The sequence below is a fragment of the Niastella sp. sgz303648 genome (genome assembly GCF_059587045.1).
Genome location: NZ_JCAPSW010000008.1, coordinates 195126 through 221136, shown reverse-complemented (window position 1 = coordinate 221136; position 26011 = coordinate 195126). Strand labels below are relative to the sequence as shown.

Annotated in this window: 17 protein-coding genes; 8 read left to right on the top strand and 9 right to left on the bottom strand. The window is 42.4% G+C overall.

Annotation, left to right across the window (positions count from 1 at the left end; all coding sequences use genetic code 11):
* Nucleotides 1–438: 438 nt before the first annotated feature.
* Nucleotides 439–1098, bottom strand: coding sequence for an alpha/beta fold hydrolase (locus tag AC59IL_RS23630; protein WP_496554871.1), 660 nt, complete (start codon nt 1096–1098; stop codon nt 439–441).
* A 340-nt stretch (nt 1099–1438) separates the two neighbouring features.
* Here AC59IL_RS23630 and AC59IL_RS23625 point away from each other — a divergent pair, with 340 nt between their 5' ends.
* The 5 genes from AC59IL_RS23625 (at nt 1439) to AC59IL_RS23605 (ending at nt 8688) form a co-directional block, all read left to right on the top strand.
* On the top strand, nt 1439–2809 hold the full coding sequence (locus AC59IL_RS23625) for a pyridoxal-phosphate dependent enzyme (RefSeq protein ID WP_496554671.1): 1371 nt from the start codon (nt 1439–1441) through the stop codon (nt 2807–2809).
* 1328 nt (nt 2810–4137) lie between these two features.
* Nucleotides 4138–4968: a helical backbone metal receptor gene (locus tag AC59IL_RS23620; protein WP_496554670.1), complete on the top strand. Its 831-nt coding sequence runs from the start codon at nt 4138–4140 to the stop codon at nt 4966–4968.
* A 103-nt stretch (nt 4969–5071) separates the two neighbouring features.
* Nucleotides 5072–6163 (top strand): hypothetical protein, encoded by a 1092-nt coding sequence (locus tag AC59IL_RS23615; RefSeq protein ID WP_496554669.1) that lies wholly within the window; start codon nt 5072–5074, stop codon nt 6161–6163.
* A 168-nt stretch (nt 6164–6331) separates the two neighbouring features.
* Nucleotides 6332–7399 (top strand): class II fructose-bisphosphate aldolase, encoded by a 1068-nt coding sequence (gene fbaA / locus AC59IL_RS23610; RefSeq protein WP_496554668.1) that lies wholly within the window; start codon nt 6332–6334, stop codon nt 7397–7399.
* A gap of 230 nt (nt 7400–7629) precedes the next feature.
* Nucleotides 7630–8688 carry a class I fructose-bisphosphate aldolase gene (locus tag AC59IL_RS23605; RefSeq protein WP_496554667.1) on the top strand — a complete coding sequence of 353 codons (1059 nt, stop codon included), beginning with the start codon at nt 7630–7632 and terminating at the stop codon, nt 8686–8688.
* A 149-nt stretch (nt 8689–8837) separates the two neighbouring features.
* On the opposite strand, the gene AC59IL_RS23600 is transcribed toward AC59IL_RS23605, so the two are convergent.
* The 5 genes from AC59IL_RS23600 to pafA all read right to left on the bottom strand — a co-directional run bounded on the left by AC59IL_RS23600 (nt 8838) and on the right by pafA (nt 18481).
* Nucleotides 8838–9368: a hypothetical protein gene (locus tag AC59IL_RS23600; protein ID WP_496554666.1), complete on the bottom strand. Its 531-nt coding sequence runs from the start codon at nt 9366–9368 to the stop codon at nt 8838–8840.
* Nucleotides 9369–9571: 203 nt separating this feature from the next.
* Entirely contained in the window at nt 9572–10123 is a 552-nt protein-coding gene (locus AC59IL_RS23595; RefSeq protein ID WP_496554665.1) for a hypothetical protein, read from the bottom strand.
* Nucleotides 10124–10329: 206 nt separating this feature from the next.
* On the bottom strand, nt 10330–12438 hold the full coding sequence (locus tag AC59IL_RS23590; protein WP_496554664.1) for a matrixin family metalloprotease: 2109 nt from the start codon (nt 12436–12438) through the stop codon (nt 10330–10332).
* A gap of 1185 nt (nt 12439–13623) precedes the next feature.
* The gene (locus tag AC59IL_RS23585) at nt 13624–16488 is read right to left on the bottom strand and encodes a M16 family metallopeptidase (protein WP_496554663.1); all 2865 of its coding nucleotides are present in this window, start codon (nt 16486–16488) and stop codon (nt 13624–13626) included.
* 331 nt (nt 16489–16819) lie between these two features.
* Nucleotides 16820–18481 carry an alkaline phosphatase PafA gene (pafA, locus tag AC59IL_RS23580; RefSeq protein WP_496554662.1) on the bottom strand — a complete coding sequence of 554 codons (1662 nt, stop codon included), beginning with the start codon at nt 18479–18481 and terminating at the stop codon, nt 16820–16822.
* A gap of 262 nt (nt 18482–18743) precedes the next feature.
* Between pafA and AC59IL_RS23575 the strand changes: the two genes are divergently transcribed.
* Nucleotides 18744–20000, top strand: coding sequence for an aminotransferase class I/II-fold pyridoxal phosphate-dependent enzyme (locus AC59IL_RS23575; RefSeq protein ID WP_496554661.1), 1257 nt, complete (start codon nt 18744–18746; stop codon nt 19998–20000).
* A 350-nt stretch (nt 20001–20350) separates the two neighbouring features.
* Nucleotides 20351–20803 carry a hypothetical protein gene (locus tag AC59IL_RS23570; protein WP_496554660.1) on the top strand — a complete coding sequence of 151 codons (453 nt, stop codon included), beginning with the start codon at nt 20351–20353 and terminating at the stop codon, nt 20801–20803.
* A 399-nt stretch (nt 20804–21202) separates the two neighbouring features.
* On the opposite strand, the gene AC59IL_RS23565 is transcribed toward AC59IL_RS23570, so the two are convergent.
* Nucleotides 21203–21730 carry a thioredoxin family protein gene (locus tag AC59IL_RS23565; protein WP_496554659.1) on the bottom strand — a complete coding sequence of 176 codons (528 nt, stop codon included), beginning with the start codon at nt 21728–21730 and terminating at the stop codon, nt 21203–21205.
* A 43-nt stretch (nt 21731–21773) separates the two neighbouring features.
* Here AC59IL_RS23565 and AC59IL_RS23560 point away from each other — a divergent pair, with 43 nt between their 5' ends.
* Nucleotides 21774–22340, top strand: a complete 567-nt coding sequence (locus AC59IL_RS23560) for a UbiX family flavin prenyltransferase (protein WP_496554658.1) — start codon at nt 21774–21776, stop codon at nt 22338–22340.
* Between the two features lie 146 nt (nt 22341–22486).
* Here the strand turns inward: AC59IL_RS23560 and lolA1 are convergent, their stop codons facing one another.
* Entirely contained in the window at nt 22487–23140 is a 654-nt protein-coding gene (gene lolA1 / locus AC59IL_RS23555) for an outer membrane lipoprotein periplasmic chaperone LolA1 (RefSeq protein WP_496554657.1), read from the bottom strand.
* Nucleotides 23141–23279: 139 nt separating this feature from the next.
* Complete coding sequence (locus AC59IL_RS23550) at nt 23280–25820, bottom strand: FtsK/SpoIIIE family DNA translocase (RefSeq protein WP_496554656.1); 2541 nt, start codon at nt 25818–25820, stop codon at nt 23280–23282.
* Between the last annotated feature and the right edge of the window lie 191 nt (nt 25821–26011).

Here is a 26011-nt window from a genome sequence, read left to right as displayed (position 1 = left end):
TGTTTTTTAAAATTTTCTTCTACTACTACATTGCGTCCCTATGAGGGGAAGGTCTTTTCTCTTTCATTTCCTGCTTACACAACATCCCCTGATTTATTCTTTTTCAATCCTGGATCCAACTTCCGACATCTGACTTCAGACTTCCGACTTCAGACTTCCGACTTCCGTCAAAGGGGCAGCAAATGTAAGGCATGACGCGAAAGAAAAATACTTGTTTTTACTAACAACATTTTTTCTTTAAAACAGCCTGTAAAATGCCTGATAGTCTTTGCCGTGCCTGTTCAAAATTATGATTTTATAAGCGTTGGCCTCCGGAACATTTTTATTGCATAAAATTTTAATTTTTTACGCGCTTTTTTTAAACCTTATGCAATAAAAAACTGATGGATCCCCGACTGCCAATTTGCAGCCAAAAACCGGTGTTGTTAATAAAAAACATTATGCATTTGCTGTAGCAGGCATCAGCGCATTTTTTAAAAATGCATTTACGGCATCGGGGCGAGTCATTACCAGCATATGCCCTTCTTTTGGAATAGTATGTGTAGGATTTGTATAACGAACCGGCAGTATTTCATCTTTTGTACCATGAATATGCCAAACAGGTTGTGGTATGGTTTCATTATGCCAGTTCAGAATGGCATTCATGCTCCATTTTATTAAACCGATATCACTTTCATGAATGATCTGCCATAATACTTTTTTCACTTCAGATTGTTCACGGCTCACAAACCGCTTTACAGAAGCAGATGTTTTTATCAGCGAAACAGGTACAATTTTATGAAGCCCCAGTTTGCCGGCAATACGATAATACACCGGTAACTGGTTCGATACAGGAACGCTGGAAATAAGAATGGTAACGGCAGGCTGATATTGTTTGGCTATTTCGGTGGCAAGCATGCCACCAAACGACAATCCCACCAAAGCAAAGGGTTCTTCTTTGTTGATGTTGGCAGCCAGCCGCAATGCATATTGCGGCAAGGATTCATCTTTTTCAGGTTGAATCCAGTCAAGGTATACGGCTTCAAAACCCTCAGGTAATTGTATATCCCTGAATACTCTTTTATCGGCAGCAAGGCCACTGATAAAATAAACTTTCATACTCAAAATCCCCCGCTACAAATTTAAAAAATGAATTTCAATTCGCTTCGAATCGGGCGCACCCTTCATCAAAGCATAGCGTTTAAATATACAATAACCGGACCTGTAATGAAAGTACAGTCAAAAAATTAATAACTTCTTTACATTCCCTGAGCGCAGTCGAAGGAATGTCTGCTGACCCTGAGCGAAGTCGAAGGGCACCCGATCCTGAGCGTAGTCGAAGGGGTGTCGACGCCCTGAGCGCAGCCGAAGGGGGTGACGGCTGCCCACTGCCCCTTGCCTACTGCCTACTGCCTACTGCCTATTAAAACGTACCTTTGCACTTAACAAAAACTACGCAATGGATATTAAAAATAATATTCTCGAAACGATTGGTAATACGCCACTTATAAAACTGAACAAAATCACCAAAAACCTTCCCTGTACCGTTGCGGCCAAAGTAGATTATTTTAACCCCGGCAATTCAATTAAAGATCGCATGGCGGTTAAAATGATAGAAGTAGCAGAAAAAGAAGGCAAACTGAAACCCGGAGGAACCATCATTGAATGTACCAGCGGTAATACCGGTATGGGCCTTGCCCTGGCAGCCTGTGTTAAAGGATACAAATGCATTTTTACCACTACCGACAAACAGTCAAAAGAAAAAGTGGATATACTGAAAGCAGTTGGGGCCGAAGTGATCGTATGTCCTACAAATGTTGAACCCGACGATCCGCACAGTTATTATTCTGTTGCACGCCGGTTGGCCAAAGAAATTCCGAACTCGTTTCACTGTAATCAATACGACAACCTCGCCAACCGCCTGGCCCATTACGAAACCACAGGCCCCGAAATATGGAAACAAACCGAAGGAAAGATCACCCACCTTGTGTGTACGGCAGGTACCGGCGGCACTGTAACAGGTACGGCTATGTATCTTAAAGAAAAAAATCCCGCTATACAGGTTTGGGCCATTGATGTGTATGGTTCTTTACTTACCAAATATTTTCGTACGGGCGAAATAGATATGAACGAAGTGCATCCGTATATATCGGAAGGTTTTGGCGAAGATTTCGTTCCTGAGAATTACAACATGAGCGTGATTGACCACTTTGAACAGGTAACCGATAAAGACGGCGCCATCATGGCGCGTAGACTGGCCAAAGATGAAGGTATATTTTGCGGATACAGCGCCGGCAGTTGTTTGCAGGGTTTACTGCAAATTGCAGGCAACGAAAAATTTGCATTGAAAAAAGACGACCTCGTGGTTTGCATCTTTCATGATCATGGTAGCCGCTATGTAGCCAAAATTTATAACGACCAGTGGATGATGGAACGCGGTTTTCTGGATGTTAAAACCTTTAAAGACATTGTAAATGGCCGTGCTGCCAAACAAAAATTAGTAACCATTGAACCTGGCCATACCGTTGCTGAAGCGGTTGACCTTATGCGTAAATACGATATTGAGCACATACCCGTGATCAATGGCAATGGTCTTGTTGGCGCTATCAGCGAAAGCGGGTTATTTCAAAAAGTATTTTCGGATCCGGATATAAAGAATGCGAAAATTGAAGCAGTAATGGAACCGGCTTTTCCCGTGGTTGATTATAATACTCCTATCGAAAAGCTGAGGAACCTGATCAATAAAGATAATGGCGCTGTATTAAGCAAAGACGAAGCCGGCAATTATCATATTGTTACCAAATACGACGTGATACAGGCGTTGAGTTAATAAAAGGTACAAGACCCAAGTTACAAGGCACAAGGTCTTGCGGTTTAGTCAGGCTGATTAAATCTGAACGTCTTGTGCCTTGTAACTTGTGCCTTGTGCCTTGTGCCTTAAAAAAAAAGCGCCCTGCTTTTAACAGAACGCTTTTGTGAAATCTTGTTCAGGTACTTTTGGACGGCTTTACACAAGGACTTAAAGGTTTGCTGATAGATTTCTGGTTTTTACGATATTGGATACAGGGTACGGATCAATCTAAAAAAAACGACTATTATGAAACTTAGGGTTTAGGGGTTAATTCTACGTGTTCAGGGAATAAGGTCGCTTGTTGATTCGGGTTACGGATTCTCAGGGTACGTCAACAGCGTTTTAACACTACAAAGATTAAAAACCTTTTACGGCATGTGAATTTTATTCGATCAAAGGAATCCCTTTATCGGTCAATGCAAAGAAATCACCGTTTAACCATAAATCTCGTGAAACCCTTACTGGTGGCTCATTTCAGCCGTTGACATTTATCAATCAATTGACCGCGATCAATGAAAATTGCCTTATTTTCATCTAATCTCGTAATACTACCTGCCTGTTATTGCAATACTACGTGCATTACTACTGGACACCTACTACTATTGCAGTAAATACTGAAGATTTTAAATCGAGAATTTCTGCTCTTGTTAACATTTCATTCTCACTTAACTTTGTGGTAAGAAGTTGATTGATTACTATATCAATCTGTCCAATATCTCAGGGAAAACCGTTTACTGTTCAATATCCAATAAAAAATCCAGAAAAATCCAGTATCAGTCAACTTCCTTTTTTTGTTCTTTTTTTACAATCCAATATCATTTATAAAATCCAATATTCAGATCCAATGTCCGTGACAAATCGATCCATGTCCGTGAAAACTAATAGACGTATCCTTATGATTAACCGTCCAAATTAAAATCCAACGTCCAAACAAGACCGAGGTAGTTCCAATTCCTGTGTGTTAAAAACCGTCTGCTTAACTCCAATAACCCCTCCTGCTAAAACCACCTTTGTTTTTAGCAGGAGGCAGCAGCGGTCCTTCCAAAAAACACCCATTTCAAGTACAAACCCGCTTTCCTTAATCGCCTTCAAATTCAAACTTCGCCTTACCTGCGCCTTAGCTTATAACTTTTCTATCCCTTGTCAATTACCTAATGGCCATTACCTTCCCTTGTACCATTAACCTTGAACCTTATCCCTTCTTTCAAACCCTGAGCCTGCCTGCCTGCCGAAGCTTTAGCGAAGGAAGGAGCCTTGCGCCCTGATTCTTCTGCCTTGTGCCTTGCACCTTGTACCTTTACTCAAAAATGCCTGCTTATACCGACTACCTGGGCCGAACTATTGAATTACAAAACACGCCGCGTCGTATTATTTCGCTCGTTCCATCAATAACCGAATTATTATACTCATTACAGCTCGATGAACAGGTGATTGGCATTACCAAATTTTGCGTTCATCCCCAAACCTGGTTCAGGACCAAAACAAGGATTGGCGGCACCAAAACAGTAAAAGCTGATATTATTCAAAAGTTACAGCCCGATCTTATTCTGGCCAATAAAGAAGAAAACGTAAAAGAGCAAATTGAAGAACTGGCAAAACAGTATCCGGTTTGGATAAGCGATGTGAACAATCTTACCGATGCAATTGATATGATCAATAATATTGGTATGATCACCGGAACGATCGATAAAGCATCAGATTTAATTAACCGCATCCGGAGCGGCTTCAATGAACTTTCCCTGCAACAATCGGTACTTACAAATCAACAAAAACCGGTTAAAACCTGTTACCTCATCTGGCGCGAACCATATATGACCATTGGCGGCGATACCTTTATTCATGATATGTTGAAACGCTGTGGTTTTGAAAATATATTCGGGCATCAAACACGCTATCCAACTATAACTATTGAACAATTGCAATCGCAGTCGCTAACCGGAGCCGGCTGCGAACTGCTGCTGCTTTCTTCAGAACCATTTCCATTCGCACAAAAACATATCATCGAACTGCAGCCACTGCTGCCCGATACCAGAATTGAACTGGTCGATGGTGAATTATTCAGCTGGTACGGCAGCCGGCTTTTGCACGCCCCCTCCTGGTTTATGGGTTTGTTACGGCAGTTACAGCAGATCGGTTAACTTTGAGCCGATTAAATGGTTTGATGGATTGATTGTTAGCAACCTGTTTGGTTAACGGGTTCCACAACAATCAAACAATAAAAACAATCCAACAATCTAACAGATGTTTTCAATCAACGATACCACCGAGCCTAATAAACCTTCACGAAAAAAGCCCATGTTTCCCGTGCACGACCGGTTACGTGCCTATCTGAAGAATCATGGCCGCGAAGTAAAACTGCCCGTTTCGTATAACGACCTGTTACGAATTACCTATTCCATTCCTTTAAAAGATAAAAATGGTAACGACACTTTATGGGAAACCGTGGTATACGATATGCGCGACTGGGAATTTATCCGTGGCGGACTGGTACAGATGTATGCTATTCTGAAAACCGAAGGTGATCTTACGTTTACCAAACACCTCGATGTGGCACGTATCGATTACTGCAGTTTCGGTAATTCAAATCCCTTCCGTATCCGTATAGTAAACAAGTACAACGACAACTACGATCATTATTATATCAAAATCGCCGATGCTTCCCGTATTTACGGACTTGAACTGGAACATATATTGTCGCCCAACCGTATTACCTATCTCACCAATCAAAATACATTGGTCGAAGAACATATTCCAGGCATTCCCGGCGATGTGTTTTTGACCAATCACCTCAACGATCCTTTTACTAATAAGATCAGGCTGGCAAAGGAATTTGTAAAGTTCAACGAACGATGTTTTGTTCGTTTGCTGGGCGATATGCGCTCATATAATTTTGTGGTAGATATTACGCCTGATATTGAAGATTACCAGTATCGCATTCGCGCTATCGATTTCGACCAGCAATCGTACGAAGGCCGTAAGAATTTGTACATGCCGCAGTTCTTTAAAGAAAATAAAATACTGGTTGATCTTTGTGCCAAACACCTGAATAAAGAAAGCATTCACCAATATCAAACCGAAGAGCGTACCATGATGGCCTTTCGCGTGGCTTCGTCGCGCTTTCGGTTGATGGAATTGTTGAACATAATGGCAAAAGACCACATTTCGGTTCCTGAAAAATTACTCCAGCTGAAAACCGAACTGGGCGATTACTTTCACAATGCGCAGTTTTATAAATGCAGCTCTATGGGTCAGCTTGTAAAAAGGCAACTAAAGCAAACACTTCAAAAGAATCTGAAACTAATACAGAAGAATCTCGGAAAGTTTGAAGACTGATTTGTTCCAACAATCATACAATCATTCTTCTTAATGACAGCAATCAGGACTATTTTCCCTTCCAAATTCTTATCTTCGCGGCGCGTTAAAAAAATCATCAATCTGTTGAATAAATTTCAATACTTCTGATTTTCAATTAAATAAGAAATAAGTAAAAAATATAAAAACATGAAAAAATACAAACCAGGTGTATTGTTCGGTGAAGAACTGGAAGCTTTATATAAAGATGCTAAAGAAAATCAGTTTGCGCTACCCGCTGTAAATACCATTGGTACCAATAACATTAACGCAACTCTTGAAACAGCTGCTAAAGTAAATTCTCCGGTTATTATTCAATTCTCAAATGGCGGTGCTCAATTCATTGCCGGTAAAGGCATGCCTAATGATAACCTGCAGGGAAATATCTCAGGCGCTGTATCAGGTGCTTTACATATACATAATGTGGCAAAATATTATGGTGTGCCTGTTGTGCTGCATACCGACCATGCCGCTAAAAAATGGTTACCATGGATCAGCGGACTGATCGATGCCGGCGCACAATACTTCAAAGAAAAACAACAACCCCTGTTCAGCTCACATATGCTTGACCTGAGCGAGGAAAGTATTGAAGAAAACATCGAAACCTCTGTTGCGTTTTTCAAAAGAATGGAACCGCTGGGTATGGGTATCGAAATTGAGCTGGGTGTTACAGGCGGTGAAGAAGACGGCGTTGATAACAGCGGTGTTGAAAACGACAAATTATATACACAGCCGCAACACGTGGCCTATGCTTATAAAGAATTAGGTAAAGTTGGCCGTTTGTTCACTGTAGCAGCTGCCTTCGGAAATGTACATGGCGTGTACAGCCCGGGTAATGTTGAATTACGTCCCGTAATTTTAAAGAACAGCCAGGACTATATTCAAAAAGAATTCAAAACCGGCCCCAAGCCTGTGTATTTCGTATTCCACGGCGGCAGTGGTTCACCTCAGCACCAGATCCGCGAAGCCATCGGCTATGGCGCCATTAAAATGAACCTCGATACCGACCTGCAATGGGCTTTCTGGGAAGGCATTTTAGGTTACTACAAAAAGAACGAAGCATACCTGCAGGCACAGCTGGGCAATCCTGAAGGAGCCGATAAACCAAACAAAAAATTCTACGATCCCCGTTCATGGTTGCGCAAAGGCGAAGAAACTTTTATAAAACGTTTAGAAATTGCATTTGAAGATTTGAACTGTATCAATAGAAATGCATAAAGATTAGAATTTCATTTCTTTATATCCCATAAGATTAAAGGATCATATTGTTAGTGCCGGCCTTAGCGCCGGCACTTTCGTTGTGTGTCAATCCGGTACGGCCTATCTTTGCCGCATCGTAAAACCAGTCCGAAAGTCGGGAAGTCCGGAAGTCCGAAAGAAAAATGCTCCATCAAAATGATTCTTTCGGTCTTTCCGACTTTCGGTCTTTCAGACTTAAAAAAGTATTTATGCCTTCAAAAAAAATTATCGATCTGCTTGGCGATAAAGCCTCCTTTTTGTTAGAGCACAAAAGCAAAGCCATTGACAAATCAACGATCACACTGCCTTCTCCGAATCACATCGAGGAAATATGGTTGAACAGCAACCGTAACAACCAGGTATTGCGCAGTCTGCAAAGTTTGCTGGGCCATGGCCGTTTGGCCAACACCGGCTTTTGCAGCATTTTTCCGGTTGATCAGGGTATTGAACACAGCGGCGGTTCGGCGTTTTCGCCCAATCCCATTTACTTCGATCCTGAAAATATCATCAAACTCGCTATTGAAGGCGGTTGTAATGGTGTGGCCAGTACTTTTGGCGTGCTGGGAATTATGAGCCGTAAATATGCACACCGCATTCCGTTTGTAGTAAAGATCAATCACAACGAATTTCTGAGCCTGCCTAATAAATACGATCAAACTATGTTCGGCACCATTAAAAGTGCGTGGAACATGGGCGCTGTAGCAGTAGGCGCAACTATTTACTGGGGTTCGGCCGAAAGCGCCCGCCAGTTAAAAGAAGTTGCCGAAGCATTTGAATATGCGCATGAGCTGGGTATGGCAACTATTTTATGGTGCTATACGCGCAACAACGGTTTTAAAGTAGATGGCGTAGATTACCATACGGCAGCCGACTTTACCGGACAGGCCAACCATTTGGGCGTTACACTTCAGGCCGACATCATTAAACAAAAATTACCTACCAATAACGGCGGTTACCTTGCTACCAAACATGGTAAAACATCTAACCTCGTTTATGAAAAGCTTACCACCGATCACCCCATCGATTTGTGCCGTTACCAGGTGTTGAATTGTTACAGTGGCCGTGTAGGATTGATAAACAGCGGCGGTGAAAGTAAAGGTCAGAGCGACCTGGCCGATTCAGTTTATACAGCTGTTATTAATAAAAGAGCCGGTGGCATGGGATTGATCCTGGGCCGTAAAGCATTTCAGCGTCCGTTTAAAGAAGGAGTTGATCTGCTGCATGCTACACAGGATGTGTATCTTGACAAAGATATTACGGTAGCATAAAGAACGAAGTCGGAAAACCGAAGTCGGAAGTCGGAAGTCGGAAATGCAAAAAAGGTGAGTTTTTCTTTTAGGGAAAGCTCACCTTTCTTTTAGATATCATCGGACTTCAGACATCCGACATCAGACTTCTGAATTTCAGGGTTTGGTTACTACCTGTCATCATCATCGTGATGACCATGCCCATGTCCATGTCCATGACCATGTTCACCGTCATGTTTATAGTGTCCCCAGCCATTGCCATGATGACGTTCTTCTACATAATAATCACCACCACCATAACCGCCACCATGACCGTGATAGTCGCGCCATACCTCCTGTCTGCCATGGCATCCTCTGTATCTTGCATACACTTCGCGATCGTGATAAAAATTCATATAAGGCCGCGGTTCATGACAAACTACTTTATAACCGCTGTATAAATCATATCCACGACAACGGGATGGCAAATTATACGAGAACACCCAGTTGGGGCCGCTCAGATAAACAAACTGATGGCGCGGAACATAATAATAACATTCAATATCGGGCAGATAATAATAATCCACATCACTATACCCAACAGGTCCCCACATTGGCTGAGCGCCTATGTTTACATTCACACTCACCTGTGCCTTTGCCGATGAAACCGAGGCTGTAGTTAAAAGAATTATAGCTGAAAAAATAGATAGAACCTGTTTCATAAATTACTGATTTGGTTACCCTGTTAAATCCAAATAATATGCCTTTCTGATTTTTTTATTGATCGTTTTCCGTTAAAATAGGATAATTAACAAATTGTAAATTTTTAGCAATCACCACTTTAGCAAATTTTTGACATCTGGTCATTAAACGTGGCCGGTTATCAGGCAGACATATGAATTTCCTTGTGCCTTGTATCTTTTCCTTAATGCTTATTTCCATTACCATGACCGCCTCCATGCCCGTTATCCCCTTTACCATGCCCTTCATGCCCTCTATCATCATTCCCATGGTCTCTATCATCATTCCCGTACCCTTTCTTATTGCCGCCCTTATTTCCGGGATGCCCTTTCACAACATAGTATTTCGGCTCGCGGCTATCGCGAATCACAACCTGCTTTCCTCTCCATCCTTTGTATTTGGAATATTCCATTCTGTGGTTGTTGAAGTGCAAATAAGGCTTTGGTTCGTTGATCACTACTTTATATCCTGAATACAAGTCATAGCCGCGGTAACGGGCGGGCAAACTATTCACAAAAACCCAATTACCATTGCTCAGATAAATGAACTGATGCGAGGGCACATAGTAATACATCTGCAGATCGGGCAGATAATAATATTCTGCCACATCATATCCTACAGGTCCCCACAATGGCTGTGAACCAATATTAACATTTACATTAACCTGCGCTTTCGCGGAAGATTGCGAAAGCAGTAAAACGCCTGTTAAAACCAATACGCATAGCAACCGTTTCATAATTAATTGATTTAGTTATATGCAGGTATTGATTCAAATAACATGCCCTGTACATAGATTTTACACAGGTACAACCAGCCAACAACTGATTGTTAACCGTTTATAACCTTGTTAAAAATGTAAAACCAGGTACCGCAAAAAAGATCAATAAATAACAGCAGATAAAAAATTGATCACGATCATTAATAACGGAAATAAACACCTGATTATCTTATCAGCACTTTTTGAGTTATAGTTGAAGAAGGAGTAACAATGCGGCAAAAATAAACGCCCGTAGCCAGGCCGTTCAATGAAATAGGCGTAACACCCGTTTGAACATGGCCGGTATATATTAGCTGCCCCGACGTGGAAAATAAACTTATTGCTCCATCCGATGATCCCGACACATACAATGTAGTACCCGAAGTATTGCTCCATACACGCCATGCGGCTGCACCAATACCGCTGATATAAATGGCCGATGATACAACTGTTTTACCACCTGCCTCTACCTGTTTCAACCGATAGTACCAGCCTTTGGAACCTGCCTGTGTATCATCAAAGGTATAATCCAATTTTTGCAACGAAGGGCCGTTCGATGGTACCAAACCTATATCATCATAAACCTGTCCGTTAATACTGCGCTGAATATAAAACCCTGCATTGGTGCTTTCCTGGGCCGTTGTCCATACCAATGTATTGGTGTTATCGTTTTTCCGGTTTCCTTCGAACTTTACCAATAAAAAAGGCATGGCAGCGCAACCGGCTGCGGCAATTGCTGTCATGGGTGTTCCCGAGCCGCCGGGATTAAAACAGGTGGGAACCGTGGAGTAAGCCATTTTTGCGTTGGCGCCTGCAATATCATTGGCCGAAGGTGTTCGGTTATTGCTTCCTATAATCGTGGCATAATGCATAACCTGCCCGGGCGCAATTACATGGCCAAGGCCATGGGCATGCCCTAATTCATGTAAAAGCACACTTTCAAAATCAATTTGGGAAGAAGTTGGCGCACCCGGTCCATAATTCCAGGTAGCGCTGCCTGTAGGCGGATCGGGCCTGAAGCGCATATCAATATCTGTTGCCCACCATACGGTATTTTCCTGATCGCACGAACCCGAAATGCCTGAACCCAAAAAATTGGTGGTGGTTTGCCCTATGGCAGGAAGCGCCAGCGTGTTATCGAAAAAAACGGTATTTATTCCATCATTGGCCGTTGTGGCAACAGTAGTAGTGCCGCCTGAGGTAAAGTTTACACCTGTTGCACAACGCCAGGTACCTAACGCTCTTTCAAAAGCAGCAACGGCGGCAGAATTGTTATAAAAGGCGGTATTGTATAAAAAAGTATAACCGCCATTTCCATTTTTATTACGCAAATAATAGCGTTGCCGCGTTACACTGGCAAAGTTTACCGATGCATTGTAAATGCTTAAATGTGCATAAGGAACGGTAAGCGGACTTACCGATGAAATGCTTCCGTTTACAAAAAATTTACCGGTACCTGCATTTTCAGGTACCTTAACCGTAATGCTGTTATCGCTCCATGACAGGTAATCCGAAGCATACTGAGGTGTAATTAATGTGCCGCCTCCATTATCGGCATTGCTGAAATATACATTGCCGCGGGTGGTTCCAAAACCCGAACCGGTAATGGTTAAATAATCTCCCGCTACGATAGTACCCGCATTGGCCATTCCCGGCGAAAAAGTGGTTACAGCGGCAACTCCTTCTATTCTTGCCGTTGTACCGGTTGCCACCGGTGCGGTCACGCGTGGTGCAAAACGGGCGCCTGCCGGTGTTTCAACCGGCTGGCCGGTAAGTAACTGCACTTTATTAAAAAGCTGTTCTTCGGTCATTGGCGGCTCAACCAGTAAATCGTGGTACAAACCGTTTTGCAGGGGCATTGCGCCTTCGGCATCGGCATAAGCCGTTACCTGTATGGATGCGGGATTAGCCATGCGCGTCGCCTTGTTGCCGGTTTGAGGATTTTCCTTATCCAGAAACAGCATATACTCCATTTGCTGCTCCAGTTGCAGTGAAGGCCACACTTTGGTTGCCCTGTTTCCGAGAACACCGCCCTGAGTAATAATGTAAATGTCCTGGGTTTGCTGCCTGTTTTTTAACCAGGCTGTTATTTGTAACCGGTTCAGGGTTTGAATGTTACCGGTTGTTTCATCAACATAGGTTTCTTTTTGGGTTACCGAACCCACTACAATGTATTGCGCTTTGCTTACACGTTGCTCCAGCGAAACGGGGTAATATAAACATTGGCCATAAATCGACTGAATGCTGCAGGCAACACAAATGAGTACCGGAAAAATAAGCGTGCGGAATTTCATACGGAGGGTTGTAAACTGTATAAATATAACTGGTGTAAATATAAATATAGTGAAACTTGTTCAGCCAATGGATTACTACTAAAACGAAGGCATTTTTAACAGATTGCCTGCAGGTAATTATATTTAAAAACCTAATAATTAGATGGCTAAATGGTTTGATTGTTTAATTGTTGAAAACCTCCATTGCAATGGCCTGATTGCCGGCAAGTTTTATCAAAATCGGAGGCCTCAACCATTCAGCTTATCCCAGCCTCTTCCCGGTTTGTGAAAAAGCAGTCGGTAAATTCAGGAAATTTCTTTTTTATTCTTAAGGTGTTAGACAGGCAATTGGGAAGGTATATTGAGGGCATCTCTTTTTTCTCTTTCTACTCTTTTAAACTCTTAGCCAAAAAAAAGACAGCCAGCCAAATGGCCGACTGTCGTGATCTAGCAACCCCTAAACCAGCGAAAACGTTAAACGGGTAATTTTTACAGAGCAACTTTACCGATGCTTTTATGAACAAAGCTTTACCCGCTACTAATTCAAGCCGGTACTAAGACAACTCTCCACCTCCGGGATATCTTAATAATTATTTAATACTGGTTCATCTTTATACCAGTGGGTTAATAAAATTGAAAAGCGAATCATAATATATCAGACTTAAAAAATCTGAAAATATCAACAGCATTACATACCCAAATATGTTATTTCATTCTGTGAAACTGCGCCATGCATTATCTCTTAAAAAAGCACTAACAATCCTTTAATGCCATAAGTACGAAGTACGAGATCTAATAGGGAGGAGTTTGCTATCTTTTGCTATATCCGTTTGTTCCTGCAAGTTAGTGGTAAAAAGAAAATAAAAAAATTTTTTTAGCCATTTTTAATATAAAAACGAATGAGCAAAATATAACCGAATTGCTTGTTGGGCCGCTGTTTTAACAATATTTTTTTAGGGGCTAAACATGACGTTCTGTAACAGTTAATTACAGTTGATTTTATTCTGAAAACACCTGTCCGTTATAGTAAAAGCCCCGACAATTGTCACCAATTTGTCAGGGCTTTTTTAGTTATGCCGGCACCCAATAGGTTGTGGCTGGCTGTTACGTTATATAAGAATGTTGTGAGCTGATTTTAACTTCATTACATTTAGTTGTTGCAGTTTTTGTAGAAGTATTGACAAAAAATTGCAACCTGTAAATCGACTAAAATCCTTTCTTCGGCTCTTCGCCTCCTGTACCTTTAGCACTTTCGGGCATTTGAACGGCAATGAACTCATTATTACCCGTGAGCACCAGTTTAGCCGCCTGTTGTACATCTTTGGGCGTTAATTGCTGCACATATTTTTCATAGTGAACAAACCGTTCGGGATTACCACCCTGTAATTTGTATTGCAGAATTTGTTCAACCCATGTACCGTTTTCTTTAATAGAGGTTTTATACTGCTCGATCCACTGTCTTTTCACTTTATTCAGATACGATGTATCGGGACCGTTCTGTGCAATATCACTGAACTCTTTTTTCATTGCTTTGATCAAAGTGTCAACTTTCTGCGGGCCGCAAGGCAATTGAACCACAAAATTGTAATTGGAATATGGGTATTTTTCTATTTCAGCAAATGTTCTGCCACCGTAAATGCCCTGAATTTTTTCACGCAGTTCCTCAATGATGCGAATGTTCAGCACTTCGCTCATTGCCTGTGTTTTCAATTCCATTTCTTCGTTATAAGGTGTTTCGCCGGTGTAAAAAGCAAGGATCAAACTTTTTTCTTCTTTGCCTTTATTTATCGTCAATGTTTTTTTACCGGCCACAGGACGCACTTTATTATCTGTGAAACTGAACTTTTTACCCGTCGAAGGCAAACTGGCGATATATTTTTCAATCAGTGGTTTTATTTCATTTTCCTTAAAGCTGCCTGCAAACACAAAGTTCATTCCACTTGCATCACCAAAATGTTCTTTATAAATCGCCAGGCTTTTGTCGATATTGATCTGATCAAAAAAAGCGCTGTTAGGCACAGCAACAGGCGCAAGCGGATTGTTGTCGTACAGGGTTTTGTACATCGTATCAATAAACGCCGCCTGCGGATTGGCGCTGATGTTGGCAAACTGCAGTTTATTTCTTTGAATAAATGACCTGAACAAGGCCGTATCCTTACGTGGCGCCGTGCAATACAAATAAGTTAACTGAAACAGGGTTTCAAGATCTTTCACACTACTGTTGCCTCTGATGTTATCGCTGATAGAAGAAAAACCAGGCGTCACCTGTACTGTTTTACCAGCCATTGCCTTACGTAAATCAGTAGGTGAAAAATCACCGATTCCCATAGAAGTTACGCTTTGTACGGCATACTCTGCACTGTATTTATCCAACAGGCTATAACCGTTTTTACCCCCTGCCCGGCTGGCGCCCATAACAATCTGATCGTTTTTAAAATCAGTAGGCTTCAGCGTTACTTTTACGCCGTTACTTAAGGTAAGTTCTGTTGTACCCAGTAAAACATTTTTTGTAACAGCAGTAATTTTTCCGGGTTTGGGTTCTTTACTTAATAAAGTAGAAGCAATAGCTTTTTCCTCGTATGGTTTAATATCGGCATTGGCTTTTGCATCTATTATGGCCAGCAGGTCTTTATCGCTGGGCAGTTTGTCGGTGTCTTTGGGTTCAGGGCCACTCAGGTATACAAACAGGTTTTTCTGATCTTTTAATTTTTTCGACACGGCATTTACTTCATCGATACTAATAGCCGGCACCAGCGTTTTTACATATTCAAATTCTTTTTCGATACCCGGAATTGGTTCCTGGCTGAGAAAATTTGAAATATACTCTTCAACATAATCAGATGATTCGGTTTTAGTACGGTCGTTAAAAGCTCTTTCATAACGGGCAAGTGTACTTTTTTTAGCACGGTCCAGTTCGGCCGCAGTAAAACCAAAGCGTTTAACCCGCTCAATTTCTTCGGCAAGGGCATTCATTGCTTTATTAACATCACCGGTGCCTGCCGAGGCCATTGCATTAAATGCTTCGTAGCCACGTGCATAGGAATCAAAATCGGCTCCGCCATATATGAACGGTGGATTTTCTTTTTGAGTAAGCTCCTGTAAACGCTGGTTCAGCAGCGATACAAACATTTGTTGTATCAGGTCTTTGCGGTAATCGCCAACTGTAACTGCAGCATCATTTTTTACAGCGGGGTAATTGATAGAAACCCGGTATCCGGTTGCCTCTTTATCGGTTACCACCATAGCCTGGTTCGATGTATAGGGAGGCACAACAGTAAAGTCTCTTTTACGAGACGTAGCAGGATTGGTTAAACCGGCAAAATGTTTTTTAACCATTTCTTCGGCTTTGGCAGGATCAATATCGCCTACCACAATCACCGCCATCAGCTCGGGTCTGTACCATTCTTTATAGAACCTGCGAATGTTATCGGCCGGAAAATTTTTAATGATACTGTCTACCCCAATCGGCAGGCGTTTGGCATATTTCGATCCTTCGAATAAGTGCGGATATATCTTTTTAAATATGCGATCGTTTGCTCCTTTACCCATGCGGCTTTCTTCGAGAATAATAGGTCGCTCACCGTTAATATCATCATCGAGGTAAGTAACATTGTGTGCCCAATCTTCAAGCACCTGGAACCCTTTTTCGAGGTTGCCGGGTTTATCGGTGGGAATAGGCAAAATATAAATTGTTTCGTCGAAGCTGGTATAGGCATTCAGGTCGTTGCCAAAACCAACGCCGATATTCTGCAAAAAAGAAACGATGTCGTTCTTTTTAAAATGCGTGGTGCCGTTAAAAGCCATATGTTCGGCCATATGGGCCAGGCCCTGTTGATCATCATCTTCGAGAATTGAACCCGCATTGAGCGCCAGCCGAAGCTCAACTTTTTGTTCGGGCTTTTTATTCTGACGTATATAATAGGTAAGGCCATTGCTCAGCCTTCCGATTTTCACTTTCGGATCAACCGGTAATTTGTCGGTCGCATTTGATTGAGCTGTGGTGCATTCAACAATTAAAACACTTATCAGCAGCAGTATCCATCGGGCCCTGACAAAAGATGATTTTATCATGATAGTTGTAGTTTTTGGAATACAAAAATATTGGTAGCCGGTTGATAATAACGGCCGTTCGTAAAAAATGAAGGCAACAAGATACAGGAAATCAGGCCAGCGTAAACACCCTTACAAGCGTTTTACATAAACTTTTCTCCGTACCATCACCGTGCGAAGAGCGTGCGAACACAGTTATATATATGGATATAGTACAAATAATATAACTATATGATACTTACTAAATATAGTTTACAAATGGCTTCAGGGGCCTGTAAACACCCTGCCTGCAGGCAACAAAAAAGGCCTGGCACCTAAATACCAGACCTTTTATTTGCCCTGAGGCTATATGTTATTTTGTTACTTCTTCAATCACCTTTCCAACGCATCCGCTGGGCATTTGAATATGAAGTATGGCCGCCACGGTGGGGGCGATATCTGTCATATAGGTTTCGCGGTTGGTTTTACCGGGCGTTATATGCCAGCCATAAAACAGTAAAGGAATGTGGGCATCGTAAGGGTTCCAGGCGCTGTGGGTGGTGCCGGTAGCTCCGCCTTCCATGTAATTCGATTGCAGCATTACTTCAATATCTCCGCTCAGGTGCTGGTTGTACCCATTAGCTACCATATCTCTTTGCCGGGCTGTTAAAGGTACTTCCATCAGTTTATCAAGGTCAAACACCTGCCCTACTTCGGGCTGGCGGCTGAGGTATTGAATAATTGATTTTTTAACAGCGGCTTCATCCAGCTTCAGTGAATCCATCAATGGATGATTAAGGTATAGCTGATGATTATAATTGCCGAGGATCAGTTTTGAACTGCCGAATTTATCCTGCAGAATTTTCCCCAGGTCCTGGTTCCATTTACTGATGTTTGCAACGCCACCGGGTAAGTTATGTTCTTTCATAAAGCCGGGCACGTGCGCTACAGCATGGTCGGCCGATAAAAATACGAGGTATTGATTTTTACCAATTTTTGAATCGAGAAAATTGAAAAAACTGCCGAGGTCTTTATCGAGGCGCAGGTAGTCATCTTCCTGTTCAACAGAGTTGGGGCCAAAAGCATGTCCAATATAATCGGGTGAAGAAAAGCTTACCGCTAAAATATCGGTGATATCATCAGCGCCCAGTTGTTCATTGTTTACGGCTGCCTTTGCCATGTCGATGGTTAATGAATTACCATAGGGCGTGCTGGCAATGGCGCCATAATTGGTGGTGCTGAACTGTTTCAGGTTATAGGGAAAACCTTTTTGATCGGCCCCGAAAGGCGTTCCTTCGTACGACTTTTCATCGGCCGTACTTTGAACATATGTATTGGAGGGGTATAAGGTATTCCATCCGAGGGCATAGTATTTATCAACCAGCTTCTGGTCATTGAAATCCTGAACCCATTTGGGCATTTCTTTCATGTAATAAGTGCTGGTGATCCATTTGCCGTTGCGCGAATCGTACCAGTAAGCCGCATTGGCTGTATGGCCGGCCGGTAAAATACCACCCCGGTCTTTCAACGCCACACCAATTACCTTACTTCTGAAATTGGTAGCCAGTTTCAATTCATCGCACACAGTGGTAACCAGCAAATTACGCGGACTCATCGATCCCGCTGCACCGGCTTCGGCACCTACAGTGGCCACCAACGAATCTTCTGTACAATACACGTTGCGCATTTTTTGCGGATCGAACCAGCCATTGCCAACAATGCCGTGTATAGCCGGTACGCTGCCGGTGTAAATACAGGTATGACCGCAGGCCGTAATAGTGGGTACATAGGGTACCAGGGTATTTTCGCAGGAGTAGCCCTGGTTCAAAAAACGTTTAAAACCACCGTCGGCAGCAAAACGGTCATAATAGCGATACAGGTAATCCCATCGCATTTGATCAATCACAATACCTACTACTAATTTGGGTCGGGCAACCGTTGGGGAGGCGGGAGTGTTTGTTTTAGCTGTTTTAGTTTGGGCGGGTGAATTAAAACAATACAGCAAAAAACAAATGCTTACTAATAGAAAGCGCATTAAAAATAAATTTTGGCAAAGATAGCCGGATGAAATTAGCGTAACATTAAAATTTAGTAAAGAAAGAATTTGTTGGTTTCACCGTTAAATAGTTGGATTGTTATAGCGCCCTGATTTTGAATTGGTGATGGTTCTGACCAGGCTGCAGTTTGGGCAAAAGGGGGTCCAATCGTCGAACAATCAAACAATTAAAACATTAAAAAATAGTTACCTTTGCGCGGTTCGCCTTTTAACTAAGCATCCCTTTAATAAAATCCATAATATGGCAGATATTTTTGAAAGATTACTAAAGAACGCCGGCCCTATAGGCCAACATCGTGAAAGGGCCCATGGTTATTTTGCATTTCCTAAACTTGAAGGCGAGATCGGAAGCAGAATGAAGTTCAGAGGAAAGGAAATGATTGTGTGGAGTCTTAACAATTATCTGGGTTTAGCAAACCACCCCGAAGTACGTAAAGCCGACGCAGAAGGCGCCGCTCAATATGGTTTGGCCACTCCTATGGGCGCCCGTATGATGAGCGGAAACTCGAATAACCACGAATTACTCGAAAAAAAGCTGGCTGAATTTGAAGGAAAAGAAGATTCGATTTTATTGAATTTTGGATACCAGGGTATGGTGAGCCTGATCGATGCCTTGTGCGGCCGCCATGACGTAATTGTATATGATGCCGAAAGCCACGCCTGCATTATCGATGGTGTTCGTTTACACCCCGGTCACCGTTACGTGTATAAGCATAATGATATTGAAGATTTTGAAAAACAATTGCAGCGCGCTACCACCCTTATCGAAAAACAAAAAGCCGGTGGCATTCTGGTTATTACCGAAGGGGTGTTTGGAATGGCAGGCGATCAGGGTAAGTTAAAAGAAATTTCGGCCCTGAAAAAGAAATACGAATTCAGGTTACTGGTTGATGATGCCCATGGTTTTGGAACATTGGGTAAAACAGGTGCCGGTGCCGGTGAAGCGCAGGGTGTGCAGGATAAAATAGACCTGTATTTCTCAACTTTTGCCAAATCAATGGCTTCTATCGGCGCCTTTATTGCCGGTCCCAAATCTATTATCGATTACATCCGTTACAATATCCGCAGTCAGATCTTTGCGAAAAGTTTGCCCATGCCGCTGGTGATCGGCAACCTGAAACGCCTTGAACTGCTGTGCACACGCCCCGAGTTAAAGGAAAAGCTGTGGGAAAATGCGCTGAAACTGCAAAACGGTTTGAAAGAAAGAGGGTTCGATATTGGTAAAACCGATTCAGTGGTTACACCGGTGTATATGAAAGGGGGTGTTGAAGAAGCTACCGCTATGGTAATGGACCTGCGCGAGAATTACGGTATTTTCTGTTCAATTGTGGTATACCCGGTAATACCAAAGGGCCATATCATTTACAGGCTGATACCTACCGCCACCCATACCGATGAAGATATTTTAAGAACGCTGACCGCTTTTCAGGAAACCAAGCAAAAGCTGGATGCAGGTGCTTACAAAGTATCTGCTATTCCTGATATGGCCGAAGCTTAGGCCCACCGAAGTCGGATATCGGAAGTCGGATGTCCGAAGATAAAGCTTGAAGGGGGAAAGAAAGAAATAGTCAAAGGGCCTGCAAATCGGGTTCTTCAGACTTCAGATTTCAGACCTCTGACTTCAGTACCTCAAATTTCAGATGCTTAACATCTTGATATACAATCCCGGAGCGGCGCTCCGGGATTTTTTTATCCACAAATCAAAAAACACATTACATAAAAAATAAGAAAATATCACGATAAGCGTTAATACTTATTAGTGGTCAATGATTTCAGATAACATTTTGCCGACGAAAAACCCCTATTACATGTATTGAATTTTATTCCGGTCTCTAAATCAATATCTCTATGAAAGCGGCTCTTGTGCTTTTGTTGCTTGTAATGCTATTCTCAGCAAATAAGGCAACTGCACAAAGAAAAAGAATCAATGATAGCGTAGATGTAGTTATACGCTTACATACCCGGCAACCTGCAAATCCCCGGGTCGACTCTGTATTGGTCATCTTCGACCGGTTCGACCATACCGGCGCCGGTATCATTAAAAGAGTTTTTTATCCCACTGATAATCAAATTTCTATTCCCCGCGTGCCTGAAGGCAGGTATTATATCAGCATCTATTGTTTGGGTGTTCACCGCGAAAATTTTAATGACCTCACCTTTATAAATAAAAGACATAATAATAATCTTCAATATAAATTAAGTCAGTCAGAAGAATATGTGCCCGGCAGGTTTTCACCCGTTATAGATATCGACTTTTCCAACCTGGCCATTACCAATTTTAAATCGTTCCTGGTGCGGTAAATTTTCGTGATGAGGTCCGTTAAAAAGGGGCTTTTTTGATGCTTTAAGAGTAGATTATTTCTTTCCTGGTTCGGTTTCTATAACTAATTAAATATCATAAACATATACAAAAAAATAGCCTCCCGGAGGGGAGGCTGCACTAATCAAATACCATTAACCATTAAACCTTATCCTATGAAAATTCAAATATACATGAATATCTCATAGGATAGGGCGTTTCGTGCAAAAATTTTGTATATGGAGGCATATAATTGACTTAGATCAATACAAAGATAAATCAATTTTTTCCCGCTTTAATTACATCTGGATAACCTGTGCAACCGGTTGCGTAAACATATTACCAAATCGTATATGTGATTTTTTATACGTGATAATCACTCTTTTATAAACTTAACATGATCACCAGTCAGATTTAAAATTTTTCTGATATTCATCAAAAGGAACTTTGCCAAATTTGCCTTCGCCAAAGTATTTGGCTATTAGTTCAAATTCACCGGGAGCCAGGTAACCGGGTATGGCCTGTGGTTCGCCATTAACAGGAATTATAACTGTAGTAGGATACGACAACTGCCCGTTGGTTAGGTACACGGCAAAATCGTGGGTTTTATAATTGGCGTTGAACGAATAGGTTTTACCGTTCCAGGTTATGTTTTTGCGGCCTTCGGCATCGAATTTCACCGGGTAAAACTTCTGCTGCACATAACTGGTTACATTTTTATTGGAGTATGTTTTTTTATCCATCACTTTACACCAACCGCACCAGCCGGTATACAGGTCAATCAATACCGGGCGTTTTTCCTTCTTCAGGCTTGTGGCTACATCTTCCAAAGTCATCCATTGCAGCTTTTCGGCTGTTATAGCAGGCCGTTGTGCACACGAAAAAACCACTATCCAGCAAAACAAAACCGATATTTTCAGTGCTTGCATGTGTATTTTTGTTTTTAATATCTCTAAAATTAACTCTTTTTCCATGCACAAAATTGTGTTGGCTATAACAGGCGCCAGTGGAAGTATTTATGCCCGGCTGCTGATCGAAAAATTGCTTACCATTAAAGAGCAATGGCAGGATGTAGCAGTAGTAATGACCGATAATGCCAAACAGGTATGGAATACCGAACTTGGGAATGAAGATTACACCAAATACCCGGTGAGTTTTTATAATACCAAAGATTTTATGGCACCGTTTGCCTCGGGTTCGGGCCGTTACAATACCATGATCATTGCCCCCTGTTCAATGGGCACCCTGGGCCGTATTGCATCGGGTGTTTCGAGCGACCTGATCAGCCGGGCGGCAGATGTGGTTTTAAAAGAACGCCGAAAACTGATTTGCGTAGTGAGAGATACTCCCTATAACCTGGTTCATATACGTAATATGGAAACCGTTACGCTGGCAGGCGGTATCATTTGCCCTGCTACCCCATCGTTTTACAGCCGGCCCGCCACTATTGAAGAAGCCGTAGCTACCGTTACCGACAGGGTGCTTGATTTGGCAGGGCTTGATATTACTACCTATAGGTGGGGAAATGAGAACAAATAATATCAAATGTCAAATAACGAATGTCGAATGTAGAAGTAAACACAGCTTATTGAAGCACTTCGACATTGGGCGTTGGGCGTTCGATATTCGATATTAAAAAGGGATCGTTGTGAAACAATCCCTTTCAATATTTTAAAAATTACCCTCTATCGCAGATCAATTACTTCTACTCCGGGATACTTAGCCTTATCAAACACAAATAAGTTGTCGGGTAAATTGGCGGTGCCGTTCATGCTGTTAACGGTATAAACCAATACATTGCCCGATTTATCCAATATGCGGGTGCTGTAGATCGATTTGCTTTGTTTATCGATCAAAAGATATACTTTATGGAATTGGCGGGTTTTATCAACCGGTGTCATCTCAATTTCCTGCAACGCTTTTTTATTCACGGTTTTATCGCCATTCAGCTTGTACAAAAAATCTTTATCGTAAAAGTTGGTGAATAATTTTTGCGGTGTTATAGAGTTAGCTGAGGGGTCGAGTTTGGTAATGGTCACTTCATTGGCTCCTTTATCGTATGTCCAGATATTAACTCCATCACAAAAAATTTCCTGGCCTGTGCCGGCAACACTAACCCGGTAGCGGCTACCTTTCATTGATACGGTACCTTTTTTTGTTCCCAGCAGGCTTCCTTTGGTATCTTCATTGCGCAGGGTAAATGCGGCTTGAACAGATTTGTAAGATTTGAATTTGGTGCTTACAGCATCCAGTACTTTTTTAGCGGCGGGGTCGCTTTGCTGTGCTTTACTGATTGCTGTAATAAAGAAAACAGAAATTACTAAAATTAGGCTTTTCATTATATTCATTTAAATGAATGCATTGTGTAAAGGCCGCAAAGATATTGGATATATCATTTTACGGCAATTATAAGACGGGATTTGTTAAGGATGGTTGTGTATTAAAAACGGATTAACAAAATTCTAACCGATATATAACCTATATTAAATCTGCCAGAAGCCTTTCAAGGTCGGCCTCTGTTTTAATCAGTACATCACGCGCCTTGCTGCCCTGGCTGGGGCCTACAATACCTGCAGCCTCCAACTGGTCCATCAGCCGGCCTGCCCGGTTATAACCCAGTTTCATCCGGCGTTGCAGCAACGAGGTAGAACCCATCTGGCTTGTTACAATCATACGGGCGGCATCTTCAAATAACGCATCGCGGTCGTCGAGATCGAGCTCCTTGCCTTCAAATTGTTTTTCATCAACATATTCAGGCAATAAAAATGCCTGGGGATAACCCTGCTGGTTCGCTATGTGCTCACAAACACCATCAACTTCAGGTGTATCAACAAAGGCGCACTGCAAACGGGTAATTTCACCATTGTACGAAATAAGCATATCCCCCTTCCCTATCAATTGCTCGGCGCCACCGGTGTCGAGGATGGTGCGGGAGTCGACCTTCGACGATACCTTAAAGGCAATACGTACAGGGAAGTTGGCTTTAATGGTACCGGTAATGATATTCACCGACGGGCGCTGGGTAGCAATGATCAAATGTATACCTACGGCACGCGCCAGCTGAGCCAGCCTGGCAATAGGCATCTCCACTTCTTTACCGGCCGTCATGATCAGGTCGGCAAACTCATCAACCACCAATACAATAAACGGCAGAAACTGGTGGCCTTTTTGCGGATTCAACCGGCGCTTTATAAATTTTTCATTGTATTCGCGAATGTTACGGGCGCCGGCTTCTTTCAGCAAATCGTACCGGTTATCCATTTCAATACACAATGCGTTCAGTGTATGAATTACTTTTTTGGTATCGGTAATGATGGCCTCTTCTTCGCCCGGTAATTTGGCCAGAAAATGGTTTTCGATATGGCGGTATAAACTTAACTCTACTTTCTTGGGGTCAACCAGCACCAGCTTTAACTGCGACGGATGTTTTTTATACAACAACGAAACAAGAATGGCATTTAAGCCAACCGATTTACCCTGACCAGTAGCACCCGCCATCAGCAGGTGGGGCATGGTGGTTAAATCAACTATAAAGTTTTCGTTATCGATCTTTTTACCAATGGCTACCGGCAAACTGAAACTGTTGTGCTGAAATTTTTCCGACGACAACATGCTGCGCATACTCACCACTGTTTTCTTTACGTTCGGCACTTCAATACCAATGGTTCCTTTACCCGGTATGGGGGCGATAATACGTATACCCAAAGCCGCAAGACTTAACGCAATATCGTCCTCGAGGTTTTTGATACGCGAAATACGCACACCGGCAGCGGGAACAATTTCATACAGCGTTACTGTAGGTCCTACGGTAGCACTGATTTTTTGAATATCGATATCGTAGTTCTTAAGCGTATTGATGATCTGGTTCTTGTTCGTTTCCAGCTCAGCGGGGTCCTGAATGATGCGCTCACTGCCGTGTAATTCGAGCAATTCGAGCGATGGAAATTTATAATCGCGCAAATCGAGCGTTGGCTCATACGGCTCAAGTGGTATTGGCTTTTGCTCAACCTTTTCCTCAACCGGTGGCTCAACAGGATCAACTTCGGGCAATGATTTTATTTCAAGTTCAAGGGCTGGTATTTCTTTTCTGCCTTTTCCTTTTGCAGGAATTATTGGCATTTCAGCTGCCTGAGGTATTGCTGAGGGTTGTTCAACCGGTTCTTCAAAAGGCGCTGTTTCTTCCTCCTCATCTTCCATTGCCTCAACGTCGGGCTCCTCTTTTTCAACCAGCGTTAACTCAGGTTCAGGCTCGTCGGTTTTGGAAGTTTTGGGAGTTTTTTTAAGCACCCCCACTCCTTCTTTCAGTTTATTGCCTGCTGGTTTGGTTTCGGCCAGTTCTTCGTCAACAATAAGTATTGGCCCATCTTCTTTTGATTTGTCAGCAACTTTTGGTTTATTGAACGAAGGCGCTTTGAAAACCGGATTAAAGCGCCAGATAACATATGCCAAACAGCCTACCAGCAATAAAGCGCCGGTACCCACATTGCCGATCATTCGCACCAGCCAGTCGCGACACATATCACCCACTGCACCGCCCCATGCAAACGCACTGTTGCGCGCAAAAAACGACAGGGTTACACTAAAAAACAATAACCCAACCAGTACGTAGCGCACATTGCGCCATATCGAGAATATCTTTTTTGTAAGTAATGCGTTTACCCCGATCACAAAAAACAGGGTACAGAACATAAAGGAAGCAGCGCCAAAACCTTTGAAGAAAAATAAATGAGAGATATAGGCGCCGAGGTTACCCAGCAGGTTGGTGGTTTTTACTTCTTCGCCCGGCAGTAAAATCGAAGCGCCTTTGAAAACCTTATCCTGGTCTTCCTTCCAGGTAAACAAATACGATGCGAAGGCAATAAATAAAAAAAGGCTGATCAATAAAGCGAAAGCACCGGCAATTTTATGGGTACGTTCGTCTTTTACCAATTGTTTTACCGAAACCTGTTCTTCTTTTTCAGGTTTGAATTTTTCCGGATTAGCAGGCTTTTTCTTTTCGGTTTTTAAGCGATTGGCCATGGTGGCAAAGATAATAAGTTTAAGGCACAAGGAACAAGAATCAAGGCTCAAGGTACAAGGCACAAGCCGTTTAAATTTAGTCAACCTGACTAAACCGCAAGACCTTGTGCCTTGTACCTTGATTCTTGTACCTTGATCATTATGCCTTAATTTTTGTATTTTCACCCTAAGAAACAAACGCCCCCGGTTTT